Raw genomic sequence first — 17,267 nt, 5'->3', positions numbered from 1 at the left:
TATGATATATAATTATTTTTTGTTTTCCGGTAATTGAATATGTCTACCGTAATTACTAACGTATTGTTCTAGGGCGTGGATATATTCTTGACCTAAACGGCTACGTTGCATTTTATTATTAGTAATGTAGCCAATGTGCATTAAACCTTCTTCGGCAAGTGGAACGGAAATGATATTTTCACCATTTACCTCTTTATCGATTACACCACTAGATACAGTGTATCCATCAAGGCCAAGTAATAGGCTAAATAAAGATGCTCTATCGCGAACACGGATATGTTTTGGGCGCACTACGGTACTGAAGATTTCTTCAGAGAAGTAGAAGGAGTTGTGATCGCCTTGCTCAAAGGAAATATATGGATATTCCTCTAATTCGTCCATAGAGACTACCTCTTTATGGGCTAGTGGATGCGTTTTACCAATAAAGATATGAGGATGGGCCGTAAATAATTCAGTAAAGGTTAATTCGTTAGTGTGAATTAATTTTTCTAATACAGGACGGTTGAAATCATTATAATAGAGCAAACCAATTTCACTCTTCATATGAGCTACGTCATCGATAATTTCATAGGTTTGTGTTTCTCGTAAGGATACATCATATTGATCGATTTCAGCGCCTTTTAAAAGCTCTACAAAGGCATTGACTGCAAAGGAGTAATGTTGAGTAGACACAGAAAATTGTTTCTTACCGCCGCTTTGGCTCTTATATTGCTCCTCTAAAAGGGCTGCTTGTTCTAACACTTGGCGCGCATAGCCGAGGAAGCGTTCCCCTTCTTTAGATACGGTAATTCCTTTATTAGTACGATCGAAAATGGTAATGCCCATTTCTTTCTCTAGTTCTTTAATAGCCTTGGTGAGGCTCGGTTGAGACACAAATAATCTCTTTGCTGCCTCACTAATGCTGCCTATATTGGCAATTGTAGTGACATACTTTAATTGTTGTAAGGTCATGATTGGCCTCCTTTTATATATTACACTATTAATACTACTCGATTATAAGTATTTAAGCAATGTTATATATATGTTACAATGTATTAATAGAATAAAAGGGGGATATATGTTAAAACAAGTCATTGTGGTAGAAGGAAAATCTGATATACAACGTATCGCTCAAGCTGTAGAGGCTGATTGCATTGCTACAGAAGGATTTACCCTTAGAAGAGGTGTTATCGATATGATTCGCGTTGCCTATGAGAAACGTGGCATTATTATATTAACTGATCCTGATACGGCAGGGGAGCGAATCCGACGCGTTTTAACTAAAAAATTTCCTAATGCACAACATGCTTTTGTGCCTCGTGACGAAGCGTTTGCAAATGATGACATTGGTATAGAACAAGCATCTCCAGATTCAATCAGAAAAGCTCTATCTACATTACACGTAGAGTCTCTAAAATCATCCAACGAATTTACTATGGTGGACTTAGTGCGTCACGGATTGTCTGGTATGCCTGATAGTGCGGCTCGTCGAGCGGTTATTGGTGCTAAATTAGGTATTGGATACGGTAATGGTAAACAATTTTTGTACCGTTTAAATCATTATGGTATAACTCGAGATACTTATGAAGAGGCGGTAAATTGTTAAAATAGGAGTTAAGATGTTAGAATCAGTAATTGCAAGCCCAGAGGTTGTGCATTATATATGTAAGCGCTTTGATATTAAAATGAGCAAAAAGCTAGGGCAAAATTTTCTTATTAAGCGAGGCATAGTTGATGAAATCGTACATGCTGCGGAATTAACCGTAGGGGAACCTGTCCTAGAGGTTGGTCCTGGCATTGGTACGTTGACACAAGGTTTAGCTCAAAGTGGGGCAGATGTAACGGCTATCGAGCTAGATCGTCGCTTATTAGAGGTACTAGATACGACATTGGCATCTTATGACAATGTACGTATCATTCATGGTGATGTGTTAAAGCTTGATGTGCCAACGATTATGAATCATAAACCATTTAAAGTGGTTGCCAATTTGCCATACTATATTACAACACCTATTATTATGTCTTTGTTGGAAAGTAAACTACCTATTGAACGTCTAGTTGTGATGGTGCAAAAAGAGGTGGCCTTACGGATGATAGCAAAGCCCGGTACAAAGGACTATGGCGCATTATCTGTTGCTGTTCAGTATTATACGGAACCAGATATTGTTCTTGATGTACCGCCTAAATCTTTCTTGCCAGCTCCAGCGGTGACAAGTTCTGTTATCCGTTGCGTATTGCGTGATAAACCACCTGTAGATGTGATTGATGAGAAACTATTTTTTCGCGTTGTGAAAGCAGGTTTTGCGCAACGCCGTAAAACATTCTCTAATACGATGAAAACAACGGGCTTAACAAGGGATAGAATTGAAGAGTTATTAGCAAAAGCAAATATTGATGGTCAACGAAGAGGTGAGACCTTTACCCTTCAAGACTTTGCCGATGTAGCCAACGCGTGGGCGACTTTAATCAAATAGTATAATACATAAAGAGCTTATTGGACTGATAAAATATCATTTCAATAAGCTCTTTTTCATGAAAAAAGGACCCAAATGGGTCCTTTTTAGTTAGTAAAGAATGCCAGCCATGGTTGTAATGAGGAAAGCATTTGCAAAGTCGATTAAGAAGGCACCTACTAAGGAAACTACGAGCCAGGCACGAGGGGATGGACCGTGTTTACTTGCTAAGGATAGCATGTTAACTAATGCGTTTGGTGTAGCGCCTAAACCGAAACCGATAGCTCCGGAACCAAGCATAACTGCATCGTAGTTGCGACCAAAGAGGAAGTAAATAAGGTATGCAAATACACAGATAAGTGCCATTTGTACAACTAAGATTGTAATAAGTGGTAAAGCAAGATCAATTAATTGAACTAATTTCAAGCTGTTGATAGCCATTGTTACGAATAAGGATAATGCTACATTAGATACTGCATCAAGAGCTGCATCGTTGATTTTGTATGCTTTAGTAAAATCACCAAAGTTACGAATTACTGCTGCACAAATCATAGCGCCAATATATGCAGGTAGTGGAGTAAGAACAGATAATCCAGCACTTACGATGGTACCGATACCTAATGCAAGACCAATCCACATACAAATTGTTAAAAGATCTTGAGAGTTAAACTGTTTGCCACCGCTTTCAACGTGATCTTCGATCATATCGATGCCTTCATCCTCCATTAACTCAGGATTTTCATAAGGTGTTTTAACTTTATGCATTTTAATAATGCGTTCACCTACAGGTGCACCGAGGATTGTACCAGCTACCATGCCAAATGTTGCAGCTGCAACTGCTGCGGAAGCGGTACCAGGGATACCAAGTAATTGTTCGTAATATGGACCGAAGGCACCAGCTGTACCAAGGCCACCAATCATAGATACAGAACCAGCCATGATGCCAATAATTGGTTCAATTCCTAATGCTTTAGCAATCATAATACCTGCAGTATTTTGAACTACAATCCACACTGCACATGCTAAGAAGAAGAAAATAATGAAGATACCACCCTTTTTGAGGACTTTTAAGGATGCCATTAAACCGATAGTGGTAAAGAAGGCAAGCATTAGAAATGTTTGTAAGGAACCTTCAAAGGTAATGTTTAAGATTTTATAATAAGACAAAATAGCAGTTAAAAATGCAAATGGAAGAGCGCCTACGGCTGGTGCAGGCATACACATACGTTGTAAGAACTTGGAATGCTTATTGATCCAAGTACCGATGAATAAGGTAATTACAGCAAGACCTACAGTTTGAATCATGGACAGTTTTAAGGTCCATACATTGTTGACTAGGGCTAAGTCAATAAGTGGCATAAAATCACTCCTTTAAAATAAAAAATAAATCTGAATTTTATGGTATCATGAATGGTCAAAAAATACTATAGAATATATAACGTATAAAAAGTTTACATTTTTATCTTTAAACACTCATAACAACACAAAAAAACAATAATATTAATAAAGCTATTTTTATGATTATACATATAAATATAGAAAAGTAATAGTATATATTACTTATGTACATAATCATACTATATGTATTCGACTTAAATCTGTGATTTTCCTTCTTGTTATAAAAAAATAAACTGGAATATATTTTTTATATTTATAATTATATAAAATATACTCCAGTTTTAAAATTTAATATTTTTATGTTATTTCGTAAGGCTCTAAATTATAAATGCGATAAATTCGTTCTATAAATGCATGTTAAGTTATAACTAAAATATATATACCTAGCAATAAGCTAATTAGAAGTTATAGCTCATGGTGTAATTTAGGGGTTGTTAAGAATGTTACATCCGGATTACGCTCTTGAACCCAACCCATTTGCCATTCATTGGAAATAAGAACAACGGTGCGATCCCGATTATCTTTTACAATCATCGCATTATCAACACCTTTTAATGATGCAATATCAACTTCGCCATCAATCCAACGGGCTACTCCATATGGCAATGTATGATTTAATAAATCAACGCCATATTCATTTTTGAGGCGGTACTCAAGAACTTCAAATTGAAGCATACCTACGGCACCGACTACGAAGGAATCAAAGGCACCTGGTTGTTCAAAGATTTGAACAGCCCCTTCTTGAGCCAATTGAGTCATACCCTTTTGGAATTGCTTACGTTTCATAGTATCTTTCGGGGATACACGGGCAAAGAATTCCGGCGGGAATACAGGGAAGTCACCGAAAGTTACTTTGTGTTTTTGTGCACAAAGTGTATCGCCTACTCCCATAGTACCTGCATCAAAAACACCAATAATATCGCCTGGATACGCATCTTCCACAATGGTACGTTCCGTAGCTAAGAATTGTTGCGGCTGAGATAGACGGATTGTTTTATTAGATTGGCGATGTAATACGGACATACCTTTTTCGAATTTACCAGAGCAAATACGCATAAATACGATGCGGTCATGGTGATTTGGGTCCATATTAGCCTGGATTTTAAATACTAGAGCAGAGAAGTCTTCACTAGTAGGCTGTACCATTTCCTCTACCGCTTGTCGTGGAGCAGGGGATGGAGCTAGTTCTAAGAATTTTTCTAAGAATGGTTTTACCCCGAAGTTAGTCATAGCAGAACCGAAAAACATAGGTGTTAATTCACCAGCACGAACCTTATTAAAATCGAATGGATCGCCAGCAACGTCGAGCAACTCAATATCGTCAAGCAATGCTTGGTATACATCGTCACCTAATAGCTCTTTCATGCGCGGATCCGTTAAAGCACCTTTTTCGGATGCAAGTTTTTCTTGGCCATGAGTTTCGTCTTTTGCAAAGAGCTCGATAGTTTCGTGTTCTCTGTCGTAGACGCCTTTGTATTCGCCATTAATACCGATAGGCCAGTTCATAGGACATGTACGAATGCCCAGAACATTTTCGATTTCTTCCATTAGATCGAATGGGCTACGACCGAAATGGTCAATTTTGTTTACAAATGTAAAGATAGGAATACCGCGCTCTTTTGATACGGCAAATAGTTTCTTTGTTTGGGCCTCTACGCCTTTTGCTACGTCGATAAGCATGACAGCACTGTCAGCAGCCATCAATGTACGGTATGTATCTTCAGAGAAGTCTTGGTGACCAGGAGTATCAAGGATGTTTACGCGACAACCATCGTAGTCAAATTGCAACACGGAACTTGTTACAGAGATACCACGTTGTTTCTCGATTTCCATCCAGTCGGATACGGCGTGTTTTGCAGTTTTACGAGACTTTACGGAGCCTGCTAAGTGAATAGCACCACCATATAATAGTAATTTTTCCGTTAATGTTGTTTTACCCGCATCCGGGTGAGATATGATAGCAAACGTACGACGACGTTGTACTTCTTCTAAAAATGTCATGATTCACCTCTATTAATATGTTTGTAAAAGCAGATAAATCTTTAGGTTCTACTTTCACAGTCTATATATCGTAAAAATTATACATGATTTTTCTAGTTATGACCACTAAATTGTAGTATAATGAGATTTCATAGAACGGCTTGGGGTTTAGCCGTTATCTTTAGGTTAAGGAGGGGACCATGCGGTTATTTATTGCGGAAAAGCCATCCATGGCTCGCGAAATCAGTAAATGCTTGCCAGAAAATAAGAATATCCAAAAGAGGAATGGCTATTTTATCCAGGGTGACGATGTGGTGACCTGGGTAGTAGGTCATGTACTGCATCAGGCTGAGCCCGGAGATTACGATGATAAATATATCCGTTGGCGTCCTCAAGATTTGCCTATCGTGCCAGCTGAGTGGAAATTGCTTGTCACAGATAGCAGCCGTCAACAGTTTGAGATTGTAAAAGACCTTATCGACAAAGCTGATGTCATCGTCAACGCAGGTGACCCGGATCGGGAAGGGCAACTCTTAGTTGATGAAGTTTTGTACTATGTAGGTAATACAAAACCAGTACAGCGTATTCTATTAAATGCCCTCGATGAAAAATCCATTCGTTCCGCTCTTGATGATTTGAGAGATAACAAGGACCTTCACAATCTATATCAATCTGCATTGGCAAGAGCACGGGCAGACTGGCTCATTGGGATGAATTTATCTCGGGCATATACATTATCTGAACGTTATAAAGGTAATAAGGTAACATTGCCAATTGGTCGTGTAAAGACGCCAACCTTAGCTCTTGTTGTACGTAGAGAACGAGAGTTAGCTGCATTTAAACCAGTAGACTATTTTACTGTAAAGGTATTATATAACCATCCTAATGGGGTGTTTTGGGCCACTTGGCAGCCGACAGATGAGCAAAAAGGATTAGATCCTGATGGTCGTCTTATTAATAAGGCTATAGCTGATTCATTAGTTGAACAATTGCAAAGTGGACCTGATGGTGTTATTAAAGCTGTTACTAAATCCAAAAAGAAAGATGTACAGCGTTTACCGTTATCCCTGTCATCCTTACAGGTACTGGCAGGTAAAGCCTTTTCTTATGATCCACAGACTGTACTTGATACAGCGCAAAAATTATACGAAAAGAAATTAACTACCTATCCACGTTCTGATTGTGAATATTTACCACCCAATCAATATGATGATCGCAATGCAATCCTCAACAATCTACAAAATGCAGGTGATGAGAGATTAGCACAGTGGGCTGCCGATGCAGATCGTTCTATTAAGAGCCGTGCTTGGAATGAAAAGAAAATTACCGCCCATCATGCTATTATTCCTACAACGGTGGCTTGTAATATAAATAGTTTGTCCCAAGAGGAGCGAAATATTTATTTCCTCATCAGTCAAGCTTATATTGCTCAATTTTATGGGGAGCATATTTACGAGCAAACTAAAATTGTAGTAGAACAATGTAAGGAAGAGTTTGTAGCTAATGGTCGTGTAGTTATCGAAGAAGGATGGAAATTGCTTTATAAACGACATAAGTCTAAATCTACGACGGACAATGACGAGCCCGATCTAACCGATGAGCGTGGGGCTGAGTCAGACCCTAAAAAAGAGATTATTGAAGAAACGGACCACTTGCCAGCAGTTAAAAAGAACGATACTGTTTTATATACGGATTCTTCTGTAGAGGCTAAACAAACAAAGCCACCATCCCGTTTTACGCCGTCCACATTACTACAAGCGATGAAGGAAATTCATAAATTCGTAAAAAATGAAGATTTGAAAAAACAATTAAAGGCTGTATCTGGTATTGGTACAGAAGCAACGCGGGCAAACATAATTGATGAGCTTATCAGTCGAGGCTTTATGAAAACGTCAGGGAAGAAGCAAGTCTTATCTCCAACGGAAACGGGCTATCTCTTAGTAGATGCTCTGCCAGAAGAGCTGCTTTATCCTGATGAAACAGCTGTTTGGGAAGAACGCTTAGCACTTATGAGCGAAGGAGAGGATACATTAGATTCCTTCTTAGCGGATCAAATTAAGTTTTTAAAATTATTAATTGATAAACTTGGTTTTGATAAAGTAGTAAACTCTGATCAAATGATGCCAAATGTGGTACGAACTATAACGAGTCAAAATCGTAAGCGCCCTATGGATAGTGAAAGCGTAGACTTGTCTTCCTTACCTGTATGTCCTAAGTGTAAAAAGGGCCGTTTGCAACAGCGGAATGGTAAATTTGGTGCCTTTTTAGGCTGTACAAATTATCCTACTTGTAAACATACTCAGCCAGTAGAAGGGGATGTTTCTAGTATTGAAGATAATATTGAAGTATCTGATGAAGATAAACAATATAAATGCCCTAGATGTAAAGTAGGTTACTTTGTGAAACAAGAGGTGAGAGGTCGAACAAACTGGATTTGTAGTAATCGATCTCAATGTAAGACCCAATGTTCTGATGTAGATGGGGTACCGAGTATTTATGTTAACAAATCTAACATTACTTAGAAATGATTATTTTTATTGTAAATAATAAAAAGACGCGCACAGCTAAGCTGTACGCGTCTTTTTTGTTTAAAACTGCTTTTGTAGAAGAAAAATTTCTTCATTTAGTTTAGGATATTAAGCTGAATTTTATCTGCGTTTGCCACGACGCCCAGTCTGAGACGTAGACGCGCGGCGTTGGCGTGTATTTGAGCCTTTGTGACCTCGTGCTTTGTGAGCTTTAGCCTTAGTGGATTGGTAAGTGCTTGTAACCTTAGGTTTACTAGCTGATTTTGTGCGTTTTGGCGCAGTGCTAGCATTGCCCTTAGTTTTGATCTGACCATCCTTAGTATATTTTGTAAGTGTAGCTTGGATAGCTCGTTCGATGCGTCGTAACCATGATTCGTCTTGTGGTGTCGCAAAGGTTACAGCCACGCCAGAGTTACCAGCACGACCTGTACGGCCAATGCGGTGGATGTAGTAATCTACATCGCGAGGTACGTCGTAATTATATACATGTGTGATACCTTCGATGTCGATACCGCGAGCCGCAATATCGGTAGCCACTAAGATTTGTGTTTTAGCTTTTGCAAAGTCTCGCAGAATTTGTGTGCGACGACCTTGTGTCAAGTCACCGTGCATTTCTGCAATATTAAGTCCCGCCGCGGTTAATTCGTAGGATAAACGAATGGCACCTTCCCGTTTATTACAGAAAACAATAGCTAAAAACGGATTATCATCTTCAATCATTTTGATGAGACGTTGTGTTTTTTCTTCAGGATTCATCATATACACTCGTTGATCAATTGATTCGAGCGTGATGTGTTTTCCTTCTGCCGTTACTGAAACGGGTTTAGACATATATGCCTTTGCGAGATTTCGGATTTTATCTGGAATTGTAGCGGAGAATAGTAATAGTTGTCTATTAGCATCTGTTTGGCTGATGAGATTTTCGATATCTGGTAAGAAGCCCATGTGAAGCATTTGGTCTGCTTCATCTAGTACAACACGACGAATACAGTCTAGATGGAGAGAAACGCGCTTTGCATGATCCAATAGACGACCAGGTGTACCTAAGATGACTTGAGGTCGGCGGCCTAACTGTTGTAACTGTGCCTCGATTGTTTTGCCGCCGATGAGAGGAAGAATATCTACATTTAAAATAGAACCTATTTCCTTCGCTTCATCGGAAATTTGTTTAATTAGTTCTCGTGTAGGCGCAATGATAAGCACTTGTTCTTGATGAACATCAGTATGTACACGTTGTAGAATTGGCAGTAAGAATGCTAGTGTTTTCCCCGTGCCTGTTTGAGCTTTGGCTATGACATCATTCCCTTTAAAGACGACAGGAATGGATTGTTCTTGAATTGGCGTAGGCTCCTTTATACCTTGTTTTTGTAGGGCTTGGATAAGTTCATCACAAACACCTAAAGATTTAAAAGAATTCATGAATCGTCCTTTCTATAATACATATTATATTAATTATAACGTATGCACATATTAGGGGCAAATGAATTGAACTTGGAAGATGTATAGTCTTAACATACTCTAGGCTCAATAAATATTATAGTATTTTGGGGTATATTTTTTTTGATAATATATGGAAAAATACTGATATAACTAAGTGAAATGAGAAATGAAAATATTAAAATAGCTACATTTAAACTGTTTATAAACTATTAATTGAGAATGTGAGAGTATTTGTAAATGATAATCTTAATAGAGTTTATTGATTACAGCATCTAAATATTTAGCTATCAAATATTAAATTTCAGCTAGTATTCAGTATTTTATTAGATAATCATATAGATAATCTCATATTAAATATGATAATAAAATATAGATATGAGATAAAAAATAACCATAAAAATGATAATAATTGTTGAAATTAATGCTTGGTTTGATATAATAATTTAAGATATTAATACGCATTATTATTTTGTGTGGTTAATATGAGGTTGTTAGGTACAATAATTAGGAGGTGTCGTATGGCTATCAAAAAGTTGAAAGACATGAAGCCAGGTGAGTCTGGTCTTATTGTTGCACTACATGGCAGTGGCAATGTTAAGCATCGTCTAATCGACATGGGTCTCGTACATGGTACAAAAATCCATGTTATGAAGTTTGCCCCTTTGGGTGATCCAGTGGAAATCAAAGTAAAAAACTTTGAATTAGCACTTCGTACAAGCGAAGCTGGCATGATTGATGTAGAGGTTCAATAGGAGGTTCACATGGCAGAAAATGGGCAAATTCGCATTGCCTTAGCAGGTAACCCTAACTGTGGTAAAACTACAATGTTTAACAATATCACAGGGGCGAAGCAACACGTGGGTAACTATCCAGGTGTTACAGTAGAGAAAAAAGAAGGCCATACGAAATTTGATGGCCATGAGTTATTGTTTATTGACTTACCAGGTACATATAGCTTAACTGCACGTTCCTTGGATGAGTTAGTAGCGCGTAATGTTATCGTAAATGATAACCCAGATGTAATTGTTAATGTTCTTGATGCATCTAACTTGGAACGTAACTTATATTTAGCTGCACAATTATTGGAACTTGAAAAGCCAATGGTTATTGCTCTAAACATGGCTGACGTTGCTGAAGAAATGGGCATCAAATACGACCTAAAAAAAATGGCAGAAATGACAGGGGCTACAATTGTTAGCACAGTAGGTCGTACAAACATTGGTACAAAAGACTTGTTAGCAGCAACAATTAGTGTAGCTGCTTCTCAAAAAGCTCCTGGTGTAACAATTAATTATGGTGATTTGTTAGAAGGCAAAATTAGTGAGCTTGTAGAAGAACTAAAACAAGCTGGCACTGTTACATATCCACTTCGTTGGATTGCTATTAAATTACTTGAAAAAGATGCGGACGTTATTGGCAAGGTTATGCGTTTTGATAATACGGAAGCTGTTATTCAAAAGGCTGAAGCTATTCGTGAAGAAATTAAAGATCAAGTCGATCTTGATGTAGTATTCCAAGAATATCGTCACCGCTTCGCAGTAGAAGTATATAATAAATGCTTAACACAGGCTCCTACACAATTAGAAACGCGTTCTGACCGTTATGATAAAATTTTAACTCACCGTATTCTTGGTTTGCCAATTTTTATGGTTGTAATGTGGTTACTATTTAACTTCGTAAATACTGTAGGGGCTATTCCTCAAGGTTGGATTGAAGATGGCTTTACTGCATTACAAGCATGGGTTGTAACAGTTATTCCAGAAGGTCAGTTACAATCACTTATTTCTGACGGTATCATCGCCGGTGTAGGTGCTGTATTATCCTTCGTACCATTAATTCTATTATTATTCCTTGGTATCTCTTTCTTGGAAGATACAGGGTATATGGCACGTGCTGCCTTCGTTATTGACCGTGTAATGCGCGCTTGTGGTTTACATGGTAAATCCTTTATTCCTTTATTATTAGGTTTTGGTTGTTCCGTACCATCCGTAATGGGTGCACGTATCCTTGATAACTACAAAGATCGTATGGTAACAATCTTAATTACTCCATTCATGAGTTGTTCTGCACGCTTACCTGTTTATACTTTGTTTGCAGCAGCATTTTTCCCTCCTGAATGGGCTGGTACTGTAGTATTTGGTGTGTATGCATTAGGTATTGTATTTGGTATCGTATTTGCTAAAATTTTCCGCAAATATTTATTTGCTGGCGAAGCAGAACCATTCGTAATGGAATTGCCTCCATATCATTTACCAACTTTAAAAGCTACATTAACTCATATGTTTGAACGTGGTATTATGTACCTTAAAAAAGCAGGTACTTTCATCCTTGCTGCTTCCATCCTCGTATGGTTCATCACAACATATCCAATGGATGTAGAATACTCCAAAGATTATGATGCATTGCATGATCAAGTAGCTCAAACATATGAAATGAAAGATGCTGAAACTTTGGCTCATTTTGGTATCACTACAGATGAACAAAAAGATCAAGTAAATGAAATTGTAGATAATATGAAATCTACTGTACAAGATGCCACTGCACAAGCAGAAGCTGCTCAAGAAGCTGCTCCTGAAATCGAAGTAGAAGATGATTCTGAAGCACCTGAATTATTCAATGATATTAAAGATGAAAATAAAGACTTGTTCCCAGCAGCATGGGCAATGTACAAAAACAGTGCTAACTTAGATGCTGAAAATGACAAACTTGATAAAGAACAAGCTTCTGAAAAACTTGAACAATCCTATGCAGCATCCTTTGGTAAAGCTATCAACCCAGTGCTAGAACCATTGGGCTTTGACTGGAAAATGGGTGTATCTCTCGTAGCTGGTTTAGCGGCTAAAGAAGTTGTTGTATCTACATTGGGTACTATCTATGCAGTAGGTGGCGATACAGATCATCCTCAAGCATTGACTGATTACTTACAAAATGATCCACACTTTACACCATTGATTGCATTAACATTAATGCTATTCATCTTGATTTACCCTCCATGTATCGCAGCTTTAGCAGTTATCAAACGTGAAACTGGTTCTTGGAAATGGATGTTGTTCATGTTCTTCTATGAAAATGCATTTGCATGGATTGCATGTTTCATCTTCTATAACATAGGTCGCGCATTAGGTTTCTAATCTAGAGTCGCTAAATAGGTGTGTTTAGCCACTTTTAGATTCTTTAAACAAAAATGAATAAAAAAATGCGATTTTGTTATAGGTAATTTAAAAATAATACTTGATAATTATCAATATTCGTGGTTAAATGATAATGAGAAAAGGGAAATATCCTTTAGATATTGCTTTTATCTTGTTTATCACTAAGACAGATATTGTAATTTAGTAGATATTGAGAAAGAGGAATAATAATGGATAATCTTGTTATAGGACTCATAGTTGTATTAGCATTAGCTTATATCGGTACTAAAATTTATAAGCAAGTGTCTGGAAAAGGTGGTTGCGGCTGTGGTGGCGGCGACTCTGATTCTAGCTCAAAGAAATCTTCTGGTTGTGGTGGTAGCTGCAGCTGTGATGGTTCCAATAAGGCTTTAGGCATTAAACGTACTGTTAAGTAAACTAATACATATTTCTGATTTTGAAAGAGGGGTCTCTATAATGGGCTCCTTTTTTCAAATATAGTAAGTAATTTTCATATATATTTAGTAGAAAGGAATATTATCATGTTCAACTTCAACCAAAACAATCTTAAAAACGCTAATTTATTCGCAGCAGGTCTTGCATTAGGTACTGTAGGTCTTAAAGTTTTAACTTCTAAAGATGCTAAAAAAGTATATGCTGGTATTGTAGCAGCTGGTCTTCGCGCTAAAGAAACTGTATTAGAAACAGCTGAAAAAGTACAAGCATCCGCATCTGATGTATTGGCAGAAGCTCAAGAAATCAACGAAGCACGCAACGAAGAAATCTTTGAAGAAAACAAATAATTGAGGATTTAACTATGTTACAATTTTCTGTTGTACGAAAACTCAGAAATCGCTTGCATGTTAAGGTAACAGGTCATCGCTTTACAGAAGCTGAAGCTGCTTATGTAGAGGATACATTATTACTTAATGATGCAATTTTAGACGTAACCTTCTATACACGTAGCAGTCAGATCGCCATTAAACATACTGGCGATTCTGAATCTGTACGTGATGCGGTGTTAGGTCTACGCGATTTAGATTTGTCCGAAGCTCCTGCTTTGAATGAATACTCTCCGCGCTTGGTAAATAAAAAATACCGTGAAATGATGATTAACCGCACAGCAGTTTACTTAGGTAAAAAAGCAGTGTTACCTGCACCGATTGCGGCTGCATGGGCATGGTTTGATGGGATTAAATTTATCGGTAAAGCGATTAAAACATTGTGGCAACGTAAGTTAACTGTAGAAGTACTTGATGGTGTAGCTATTGGTGCTGCATTACTTCAAAAAGATTATCCTACAGCTGGAGCCGTTATGTACCTATTGGGTATTGGTGATATCTTAGAAGAATGGACTCACCGTAAATCCGTATTGAATCTTGCTCAAAGCATGTCCTTGAACGTAGATAAAGTATGGGTATTGGTGGATGATATTGAGGTAAGCAAACCTGTTAACGAGGTTGTAGCTGGTGATCAAATTATCATTCGTCAAGGTGAAGTAATTCCATTGGATGGCACTGTAATCGATGGTGTTGTTCTTGTAAATGAAAGCTCCATGACTGGTGAACCAGAAGCAGTTCGTCGTGATAAAGATACTTCTGTTTATGCTGGTACTGTTGTTGAAGATGGTAAAGCTATTGTAGAAGTACGTAGCACATCTAAATCTTCTCGTTACGAAAAAATCGTTAACCTAATCGAAGAGTCTGAACAAATGAAATCCGGTATGGAACAACAAGCATACCGCATGGCTGATAAATTAGTGCCTATTAGCTTTATCGGTGCTGGTTTAACATATTTGTTGACTCGAAATGTGATGAAAGCATTGTCTTTCGTTATGGTTGACTTCTCTTGTGCTCTAAAATTATCCATTCCATTGGCAGTACTTTCCGCTATGCAAGAAGCATCTAAACGCGGTATCACTGTTAAAGGTGGTAAGTTCTTAGAACAAATTGCACAAGCAGATATGATTGTGTTCGATAAAACTGGTACTCTTACAAAAGCAGAACCTGAGTTTGAACAAATCATTCCGTTCAACGGTCATGATGCAGATGAAATGTTGAAATTAGCTGCATGTATTGAGGAACATTTCCCTCACTCCATGGCAAAAGCAATTGTACGCGCTGCTAAGGATCATGCATTACCTCACAAGGAAATGCACTCTGACGTAGAATACGTTGTGGCTCATGGTATTGCATCTAAGGTTGGTCGCTATCGTGTACGCATTGGTAGTGCTCATTATATCTTTGATGATGAAAAAACAAAGATTCCTGCTGATGAACAAGAAAAATTCAATAATTTACCAAATACATCTTCACATATTTACCTCGCTATTGGTGGTACATTAGCAGCGGTTATTTGCATTAAAGACCCTGTACGTGAAGAGGCAAAACAAGTTATAGCTGATTTGCATGCATTAGGTATTAAAAAGGTTGTCATGATGACTGGTGACTCTAAGCGTAATGCACAACGTGTAGCTGATGAACTTGGTATTGATGAAGTGCATGCAGAAGTATTGCCAGAAGATAAAGCAAGTTATGTAAAACAAGCTAAAGCTGATGGCTATACTGTTATGATGGTAGGGGACGGTATCAATGACTCCCCGGCAATTTCTGAAGCTCATGTTGGTATCGCTATGAATGAAGGCGCTCCAATCGCTCAAAAGATTGCTAATGTTACTATTTCTTCTGATAATCTACAAGCTCTTGTAGATTTGCGCCGCATTTCTATGGCATTGATGAAACGTATCAAAGCTAATTACAATGGCATCGTTGGTTTTAATGGTGCTCTTGTAGGTGGTGGCGTACTCGGTATTATGCCGCCAAGCCAAACAGCATGGTTGCATAATCTATTCACATTGGGTATCGGCTTAGAAAGCATGACCCCATTATTGAAAAAAGATGAACCAAAGGAAACTGTTCCTACAATTGATGTAACAGCTGATTCTGTAGTAGCTTAATCAAAGAACCTCCATATAGGTATTGATTTACCTGTATGGAGGTTTTTCTTTTTTGATGACATTTATCTATGATTATTGTAAAATACAAGGAGATTACATATTGTAGGAGATTTATATGAACATTTTGATAGATATTTGTAAGCGCTCCTTCTATTTGAATCTATTTATTGTGGTAATCCCCATTATTGCATATATGATTCATAATGGATCGAGTGCGACCGTAGCACTAGTATGGTATTTATTGTTATCCTTATGTATGCCTTGGGCCTATTTATCATTTAAAAGCAGTACCTTTGATGATGGTAGATCTATAAGTCGCATTGCTTATGTAGTGAGTTGGGTTGTCGTTCATGGTATCAGCTATAAAGGTATTTTTTTAGGTGTTGATTTATCCATGTTGTGGGGATGGCCAACAGTAGGTCGTGATATAGCCTTTTTATTAGCTATGTATTTAAGTGTCACATTTAGCTTGCTTATAGCTTATGGCTTAACTCGATTAGTGGGAGGCTGTAATGAATAAAAGTTTTTGGCTATTTACGTTAATTTGTTCACTTTTTGTAAGTGCTATTACAACAGTACTTTCATTAAGTGGGGCATTATCATTATCCATTTTAGTGTTTCCAGTTTTGTCGCTAGTCATACCAATTATGGTGCGACGACTAAAGAATGCCAAGTTTAACGATGATTTACCGCTAAGCATGGGGTATCATGCTTATAGTTGGGCTTGGTGGATGGTATTTTCGTTTCTTCATACACCATTTAGCTTTAATGTAGATAATGGATTAGCAAAAGCATTACTTTTATTTGTGGTGTATTTTATCGTTCAAGTTCTCATTGAGTTATGTGGTTTATTAGCTACGAAGTTTTTCAATCGTACTTATCGATGGGGTATGATTGATGAAGCATTAGATATAATTGCCTATACTATACCGATTCCGTTCTTGTATATTGGCTCAATCCTATATATAGATTTACAAGATCCGATGGTATATTTTATGTATGCATCATCCATGAATGTAAATATATTATTTGCTGAACTTGTATTATTATTAGTTTCTTTATTGGTCTTTGTATTCTATTTGTATCCAAGAGATTTAGCATATAAGGGTGTACGTTTGTTGCGTATCATTATTACTGCAGGCATATGGCTTGCTATGAACGCTCATATCTTGTATGGTGGTTATATTCCAGAATTTATTTTATCTTTAGTTCCCACCGTTTTTCCAACGTACCAAGGTAATCCACTAGTGTTTGTAACTCCAACTTTATTAGAAGCTGGTATGACAGGTGGAGCAGTGATTATAGGTGCATTGGTAGAGCGTGGTATTATTTCACGACGCCGTGAACGTATTTAATTTCTAGTTTCGACTTATATCCGTAAGGAATGAGAGCGAAGGAGGAT

Annotated in this window: 14 protein-coding genes; 10 read left to right on the top strand and 4 right to left on the bottom strand. The window is 37.6% G+C overall.

Annotation, left to right across the window (positions count from 1 at the left end; genetic code table 11):
* Window positions 1-12: 12 nt before the first annotated feature.
* Window positions 13-951: a LysR family transcriptional regulator gene (locus tag VPHSUH08_RS01890; protein WP_004697127.1), complete on the bottom strand. Its 939-nt coding sequence runs from the start codon at window positions 949-951 to the stop codon at window positions 13-15.
* A 106-nt stretch (window positions 952-1,057) separates the two neighbouring features.
* On the opposite strand from VPHSUH08_RS01890, the gene rnmV reads away from it, so the two are divergent.
* Together rnmV and rsmA are read left to right on the top strand one after the other, a co-directional pair.
* Window positions 1,058-1,585 (top strand): ribonuclease M5, encoded by a 528-nt coding sequence (gene rnmV, locus VPHSUH08_RS01885; RefSeq protein ID WP_105086588.1) that lies wholly within the window; start codon window positions 1,058-1,060, stop codon window positions 1,583-1,585.
* Between the two features lie 13 nt (window positions 1,586-1,598).
* The gene (gene rsmA, locus VPHSUH08_RS01880) at window positions 1,599-2,453 is read left to right on the top strand and encodes a 16S rRNA (adenine(1518)-N(6)/adenine(1519)-N(6))-dimethyltransferase RsmA (RefSeq protein ID WP_105086587.1); all 855 of its coding nucleotides are present in this window, start codon (window positions 1,599-1,601) and stop codon (window positions 2,451-2,453) included.
* 90 nt (window positions 2,454-2,543) lie between these two features.
* Here rsmA and VPHSUH08_RS01875 read toward each other — a convergent pair whose 3' ends face one another.
* Complete coding sequence (locus VPHSUH08_RS01875) at window positions 2,544-3,791, bottom strand: sodium/glutamate symporter (RefSeq protein WP_105086586.1); 1,248 nt, start codon at window positions 3,789-3,791, stop codon at window positions 2,544-2,546.
* A 444-nt stretch (window positions 3,792-4,235) separates the two neighbouring features.
* Window positions 4,236-5,831 carry a peptide chain release factor 3 gene (locus VPHSUH08_RS01870; protein WP_012864142.1) on the bottom strand — a complete coding sequence of 532 codons (1,596 nt, stop codon included), beginning with the start codon at window positions 5,829-5,831 and terminating at the stop codon, window positions 4,236-4,238.
* Window positions 5,832-6,010: 179 nt separating this feature from the next.
* Here VPHSUH08_RS01870 and VPHSUH08_RS01865 point away from each other — a divergent pair, with 179 nt between their 5' ends.
* On the top strand, window positions 6,011-8,332 hold the full coding sequence (locus tag VPHSUH08_RS01865) for a DNA topoisomerase 3 (RefSeq protein WP_105086585.1): 2,322 nt from the start codon (window positions 6,011-6,013) through the stop codon (window positions 8,330-8,332).
* A gap of 126 nt (window positions 8,333-8,458) precedes the next feature.
* On the opposite strand, the gene VPHSUH08_RS01860 is transcribed toward VPHSUH08_RS01865, so the two are convergent.
* The gene (locus VPHSUH08_RS01860) at window positions 8,459-9,757 is read right to left on the bottom strand and encodes a DEAD/DEAH box helicase (RefSeq protein ID WP_105086584.1); all 1,299 of its coding nucleotides are present in this window, start codon (window positions 9,755-9,757) and stop codon (window positions 8,459-8,461) included.
* A gap of 539 nt (window positions 9,758-10,296) precedes the next feature.
* Here VPHSUH08_RS01860 and VPHSUH08_RS01855 point away from each other — a divergent pair.
* The 7 genes from VPHSUH08_RS01855 (at window position 10,297) to VPHSUH08_RS01825 (ending at window position 17,220) form a co-directional block, all read left to right on the top strand.
* On the top strand, window positions 10,297-10,530 hold the full coding sequence (locus VPHSUH08_RS01855; RefSeq protein WP_094028542.1) for a FeoA family protein: 234 nt from the start codon (window positions 10,297-10,299) through the stop codon (window positions 10,528-10,530).
* Between the two features lie 9 nt (window positions 10,531-10,539).
* A complete protein-coding gene (gene feoB, locus VPHSUH08_RS01850; RefSeq protein ID WP_105086583.1) occupies window positions 10,540-12,909 on the top strand; it encodes a ferrous iron transport protein B in 2,370 nt (789 codons plus the stop codon).
* Window positions 12,910-13,139: 230 nt separating this feature from the next.
* The gene (locus VPHSUH08_RS01845) at window positions 13,140-13,346 is read left to right on the top strand and encodes a FeoB-associated Cys-rich membrane protein (protein ID WP_105086582.1); all 207 of its coding nucleotides are present in this window, start codon (window positions 13,140-13,142) and stop codon (window positions 13,344-13,346) included.
* A 105-nt stretch (window positions 13,347-13,451) separates the two neighbouring features.
* Window positions 13,452-13,712, top strand: a complete 261-nt coding sequence (locus VPHSUH08_RS01840; RefSeq protein ID WP_005376730.1) for a DUF6110 family protein — start codon at window positions 13,452-13,454, stop codon at window positions 13,710-13,712.
* Window positions 13,713-13,726: 14 nt separating this feature from the next.
* Complete coding sequence (locus VPHSUH08_RS01835; RefSeq protein WP_105086581.1) at window positions 13,727-15,865, top strand: heavy metal translocating P-type ATPase; 2,139 nt, start codon at window positions 13,727-13,729, stop codon at window positions 15,863-15,865.
* A gap of 115 nt (window positions 15,866-15,980) precedes the next feature.
* A complete protein-coding gene (locus VPHSUH08_RS01830) occupies window positions 15,981-16,385 on the top strand; it encodes a hypothetical protein (protein WP_105086580.1) in 405 nt (134 codons plus the stop codon).
* The gene (locus VPHSUH08_RS01825) at window positions 16,378-17,220 is read left to right on the top strand and encodes a hypothetical protein (RefSeq protein WP_105086579.1); all 843 of its coding nucleotides are present in this window, start codon (window positions 16,378-16,380) and stop codon (window positions 17,218-17,220) included. Before VPHSUH08_RS01830 ends, VPHSUH08_RS01825 begins: the two co-directional genes overlap by 8 nt.
* The last annotated feature ends 47 nt before the right edge of the window (window positions 17,221-17,267 follow it).

It is taken from the genome of Veillonella sp. S13054-11 (assembly GCF_002959795.1).
Classification (GTDB): Bacteria; Bacillota; Negativicutes; order Veillonellales; family Veillonellaceae; genus Veillonella; species Veillonella parvula_E.
Note: the sequence above shows the minus strand (reverse complement) of the source record. Positions and strands in the feature narration are given on the sequence as shown.

Coding starts and splice junctions, on each gene's coding strand:
- VPHSUH08_RS01855 (WP_094028542.1), top strand. CDS start 10,297: ATGGCTATCAAAAAGTTGAAAGACATGAAGCCAGGTGAGTCTGGTCTT.
- VPHSUH08_RS01865 (WP_105086585.1), top strand. CDS start 6,011: ATGCGGTTATTTATTGCGGAAAAGCCATCCATGGCTCGCGAAATCAGT.
- VPHSUH08_RS01890 (WP_004697127.1), bottom strand. CDS start 951: ATGACCTTACAACAATTAAAGTATGTCACTACAATTGCCAATATAGGC.
- VPHSUH08_RS01835 (WP_105086581.1), top strand. CDS start 13,727: ATGTTACAATTTTCTGTTGTACGAAAACTCAGAAATCGCTTGCATGTT.
- VPHSUH08_RS01860 (WP_105086584.1), bottom strand. CDS start 9,757: ATGAATTCTTTTAAATCTTTAGGTGTTTGTGATGAACTTATCCAAGCC.
- VPHSUH08_RS01845 (WP_105086582.1), top strand. CDS start 13,140: ATGGATAATCTTGTTATAGGACTCATAGTTGTATTAGCATTAGCTTAT.
- rsmA (WP_105086587.1), top strand. CDS start 1,599: ATGTTAGAATCAGTAATTGCAAGCCCAGAGGTTGTGCATTATATATGT.
- feoB (WP_105086583.1), top strand. CDS start 10,540: ATGGCAGAAAATGGGCAAATTCGCATTGCCTTAGCAGGTAACCCTAAC.
- VPHSUH08_RS01875 (WP_105086586.1), bottom strand. CDS start 3,791: ATGCCACTTATTGACTTAGCCCTAGTCAACAATGTATGGACCTTAAAA.
- VPHSUH08_RS01870 (WP_012864142.1), bottom strand. CDS start 5,831: ATGACATTTTTAGAAGAAGTACAACGTCGTCGTACGTTTGCTATCATA.
- VPHSUH08_RS01830 (WP_105086580.1), top strand. CDS start 15,981: ATGAACATTTTGATAGATATTTGTAAGCGCTCCTTCTATTTGAATCTA.
- rnmV (WP_105086588.1), top strand. CDS start 1,058: ATGTTAAAACAAGTCATTGTGGTAGAAGGAAAATCTGATATACAACGT.
- VPHSUH08_RS01840 (WP_005376730.1), top strand. CDS start 13,452: ATGTTCAACTTCAACCAAAACAATCTTAAAAACGCTAATTTATTCGCA.
- VPHSUH08_RS01825 (WP_105086579.1), top strand. CDS start 16,378: ATGAATAAAAGTTTTTGGCTATTTACGTTAATTTGTTCACTTTTTGTA.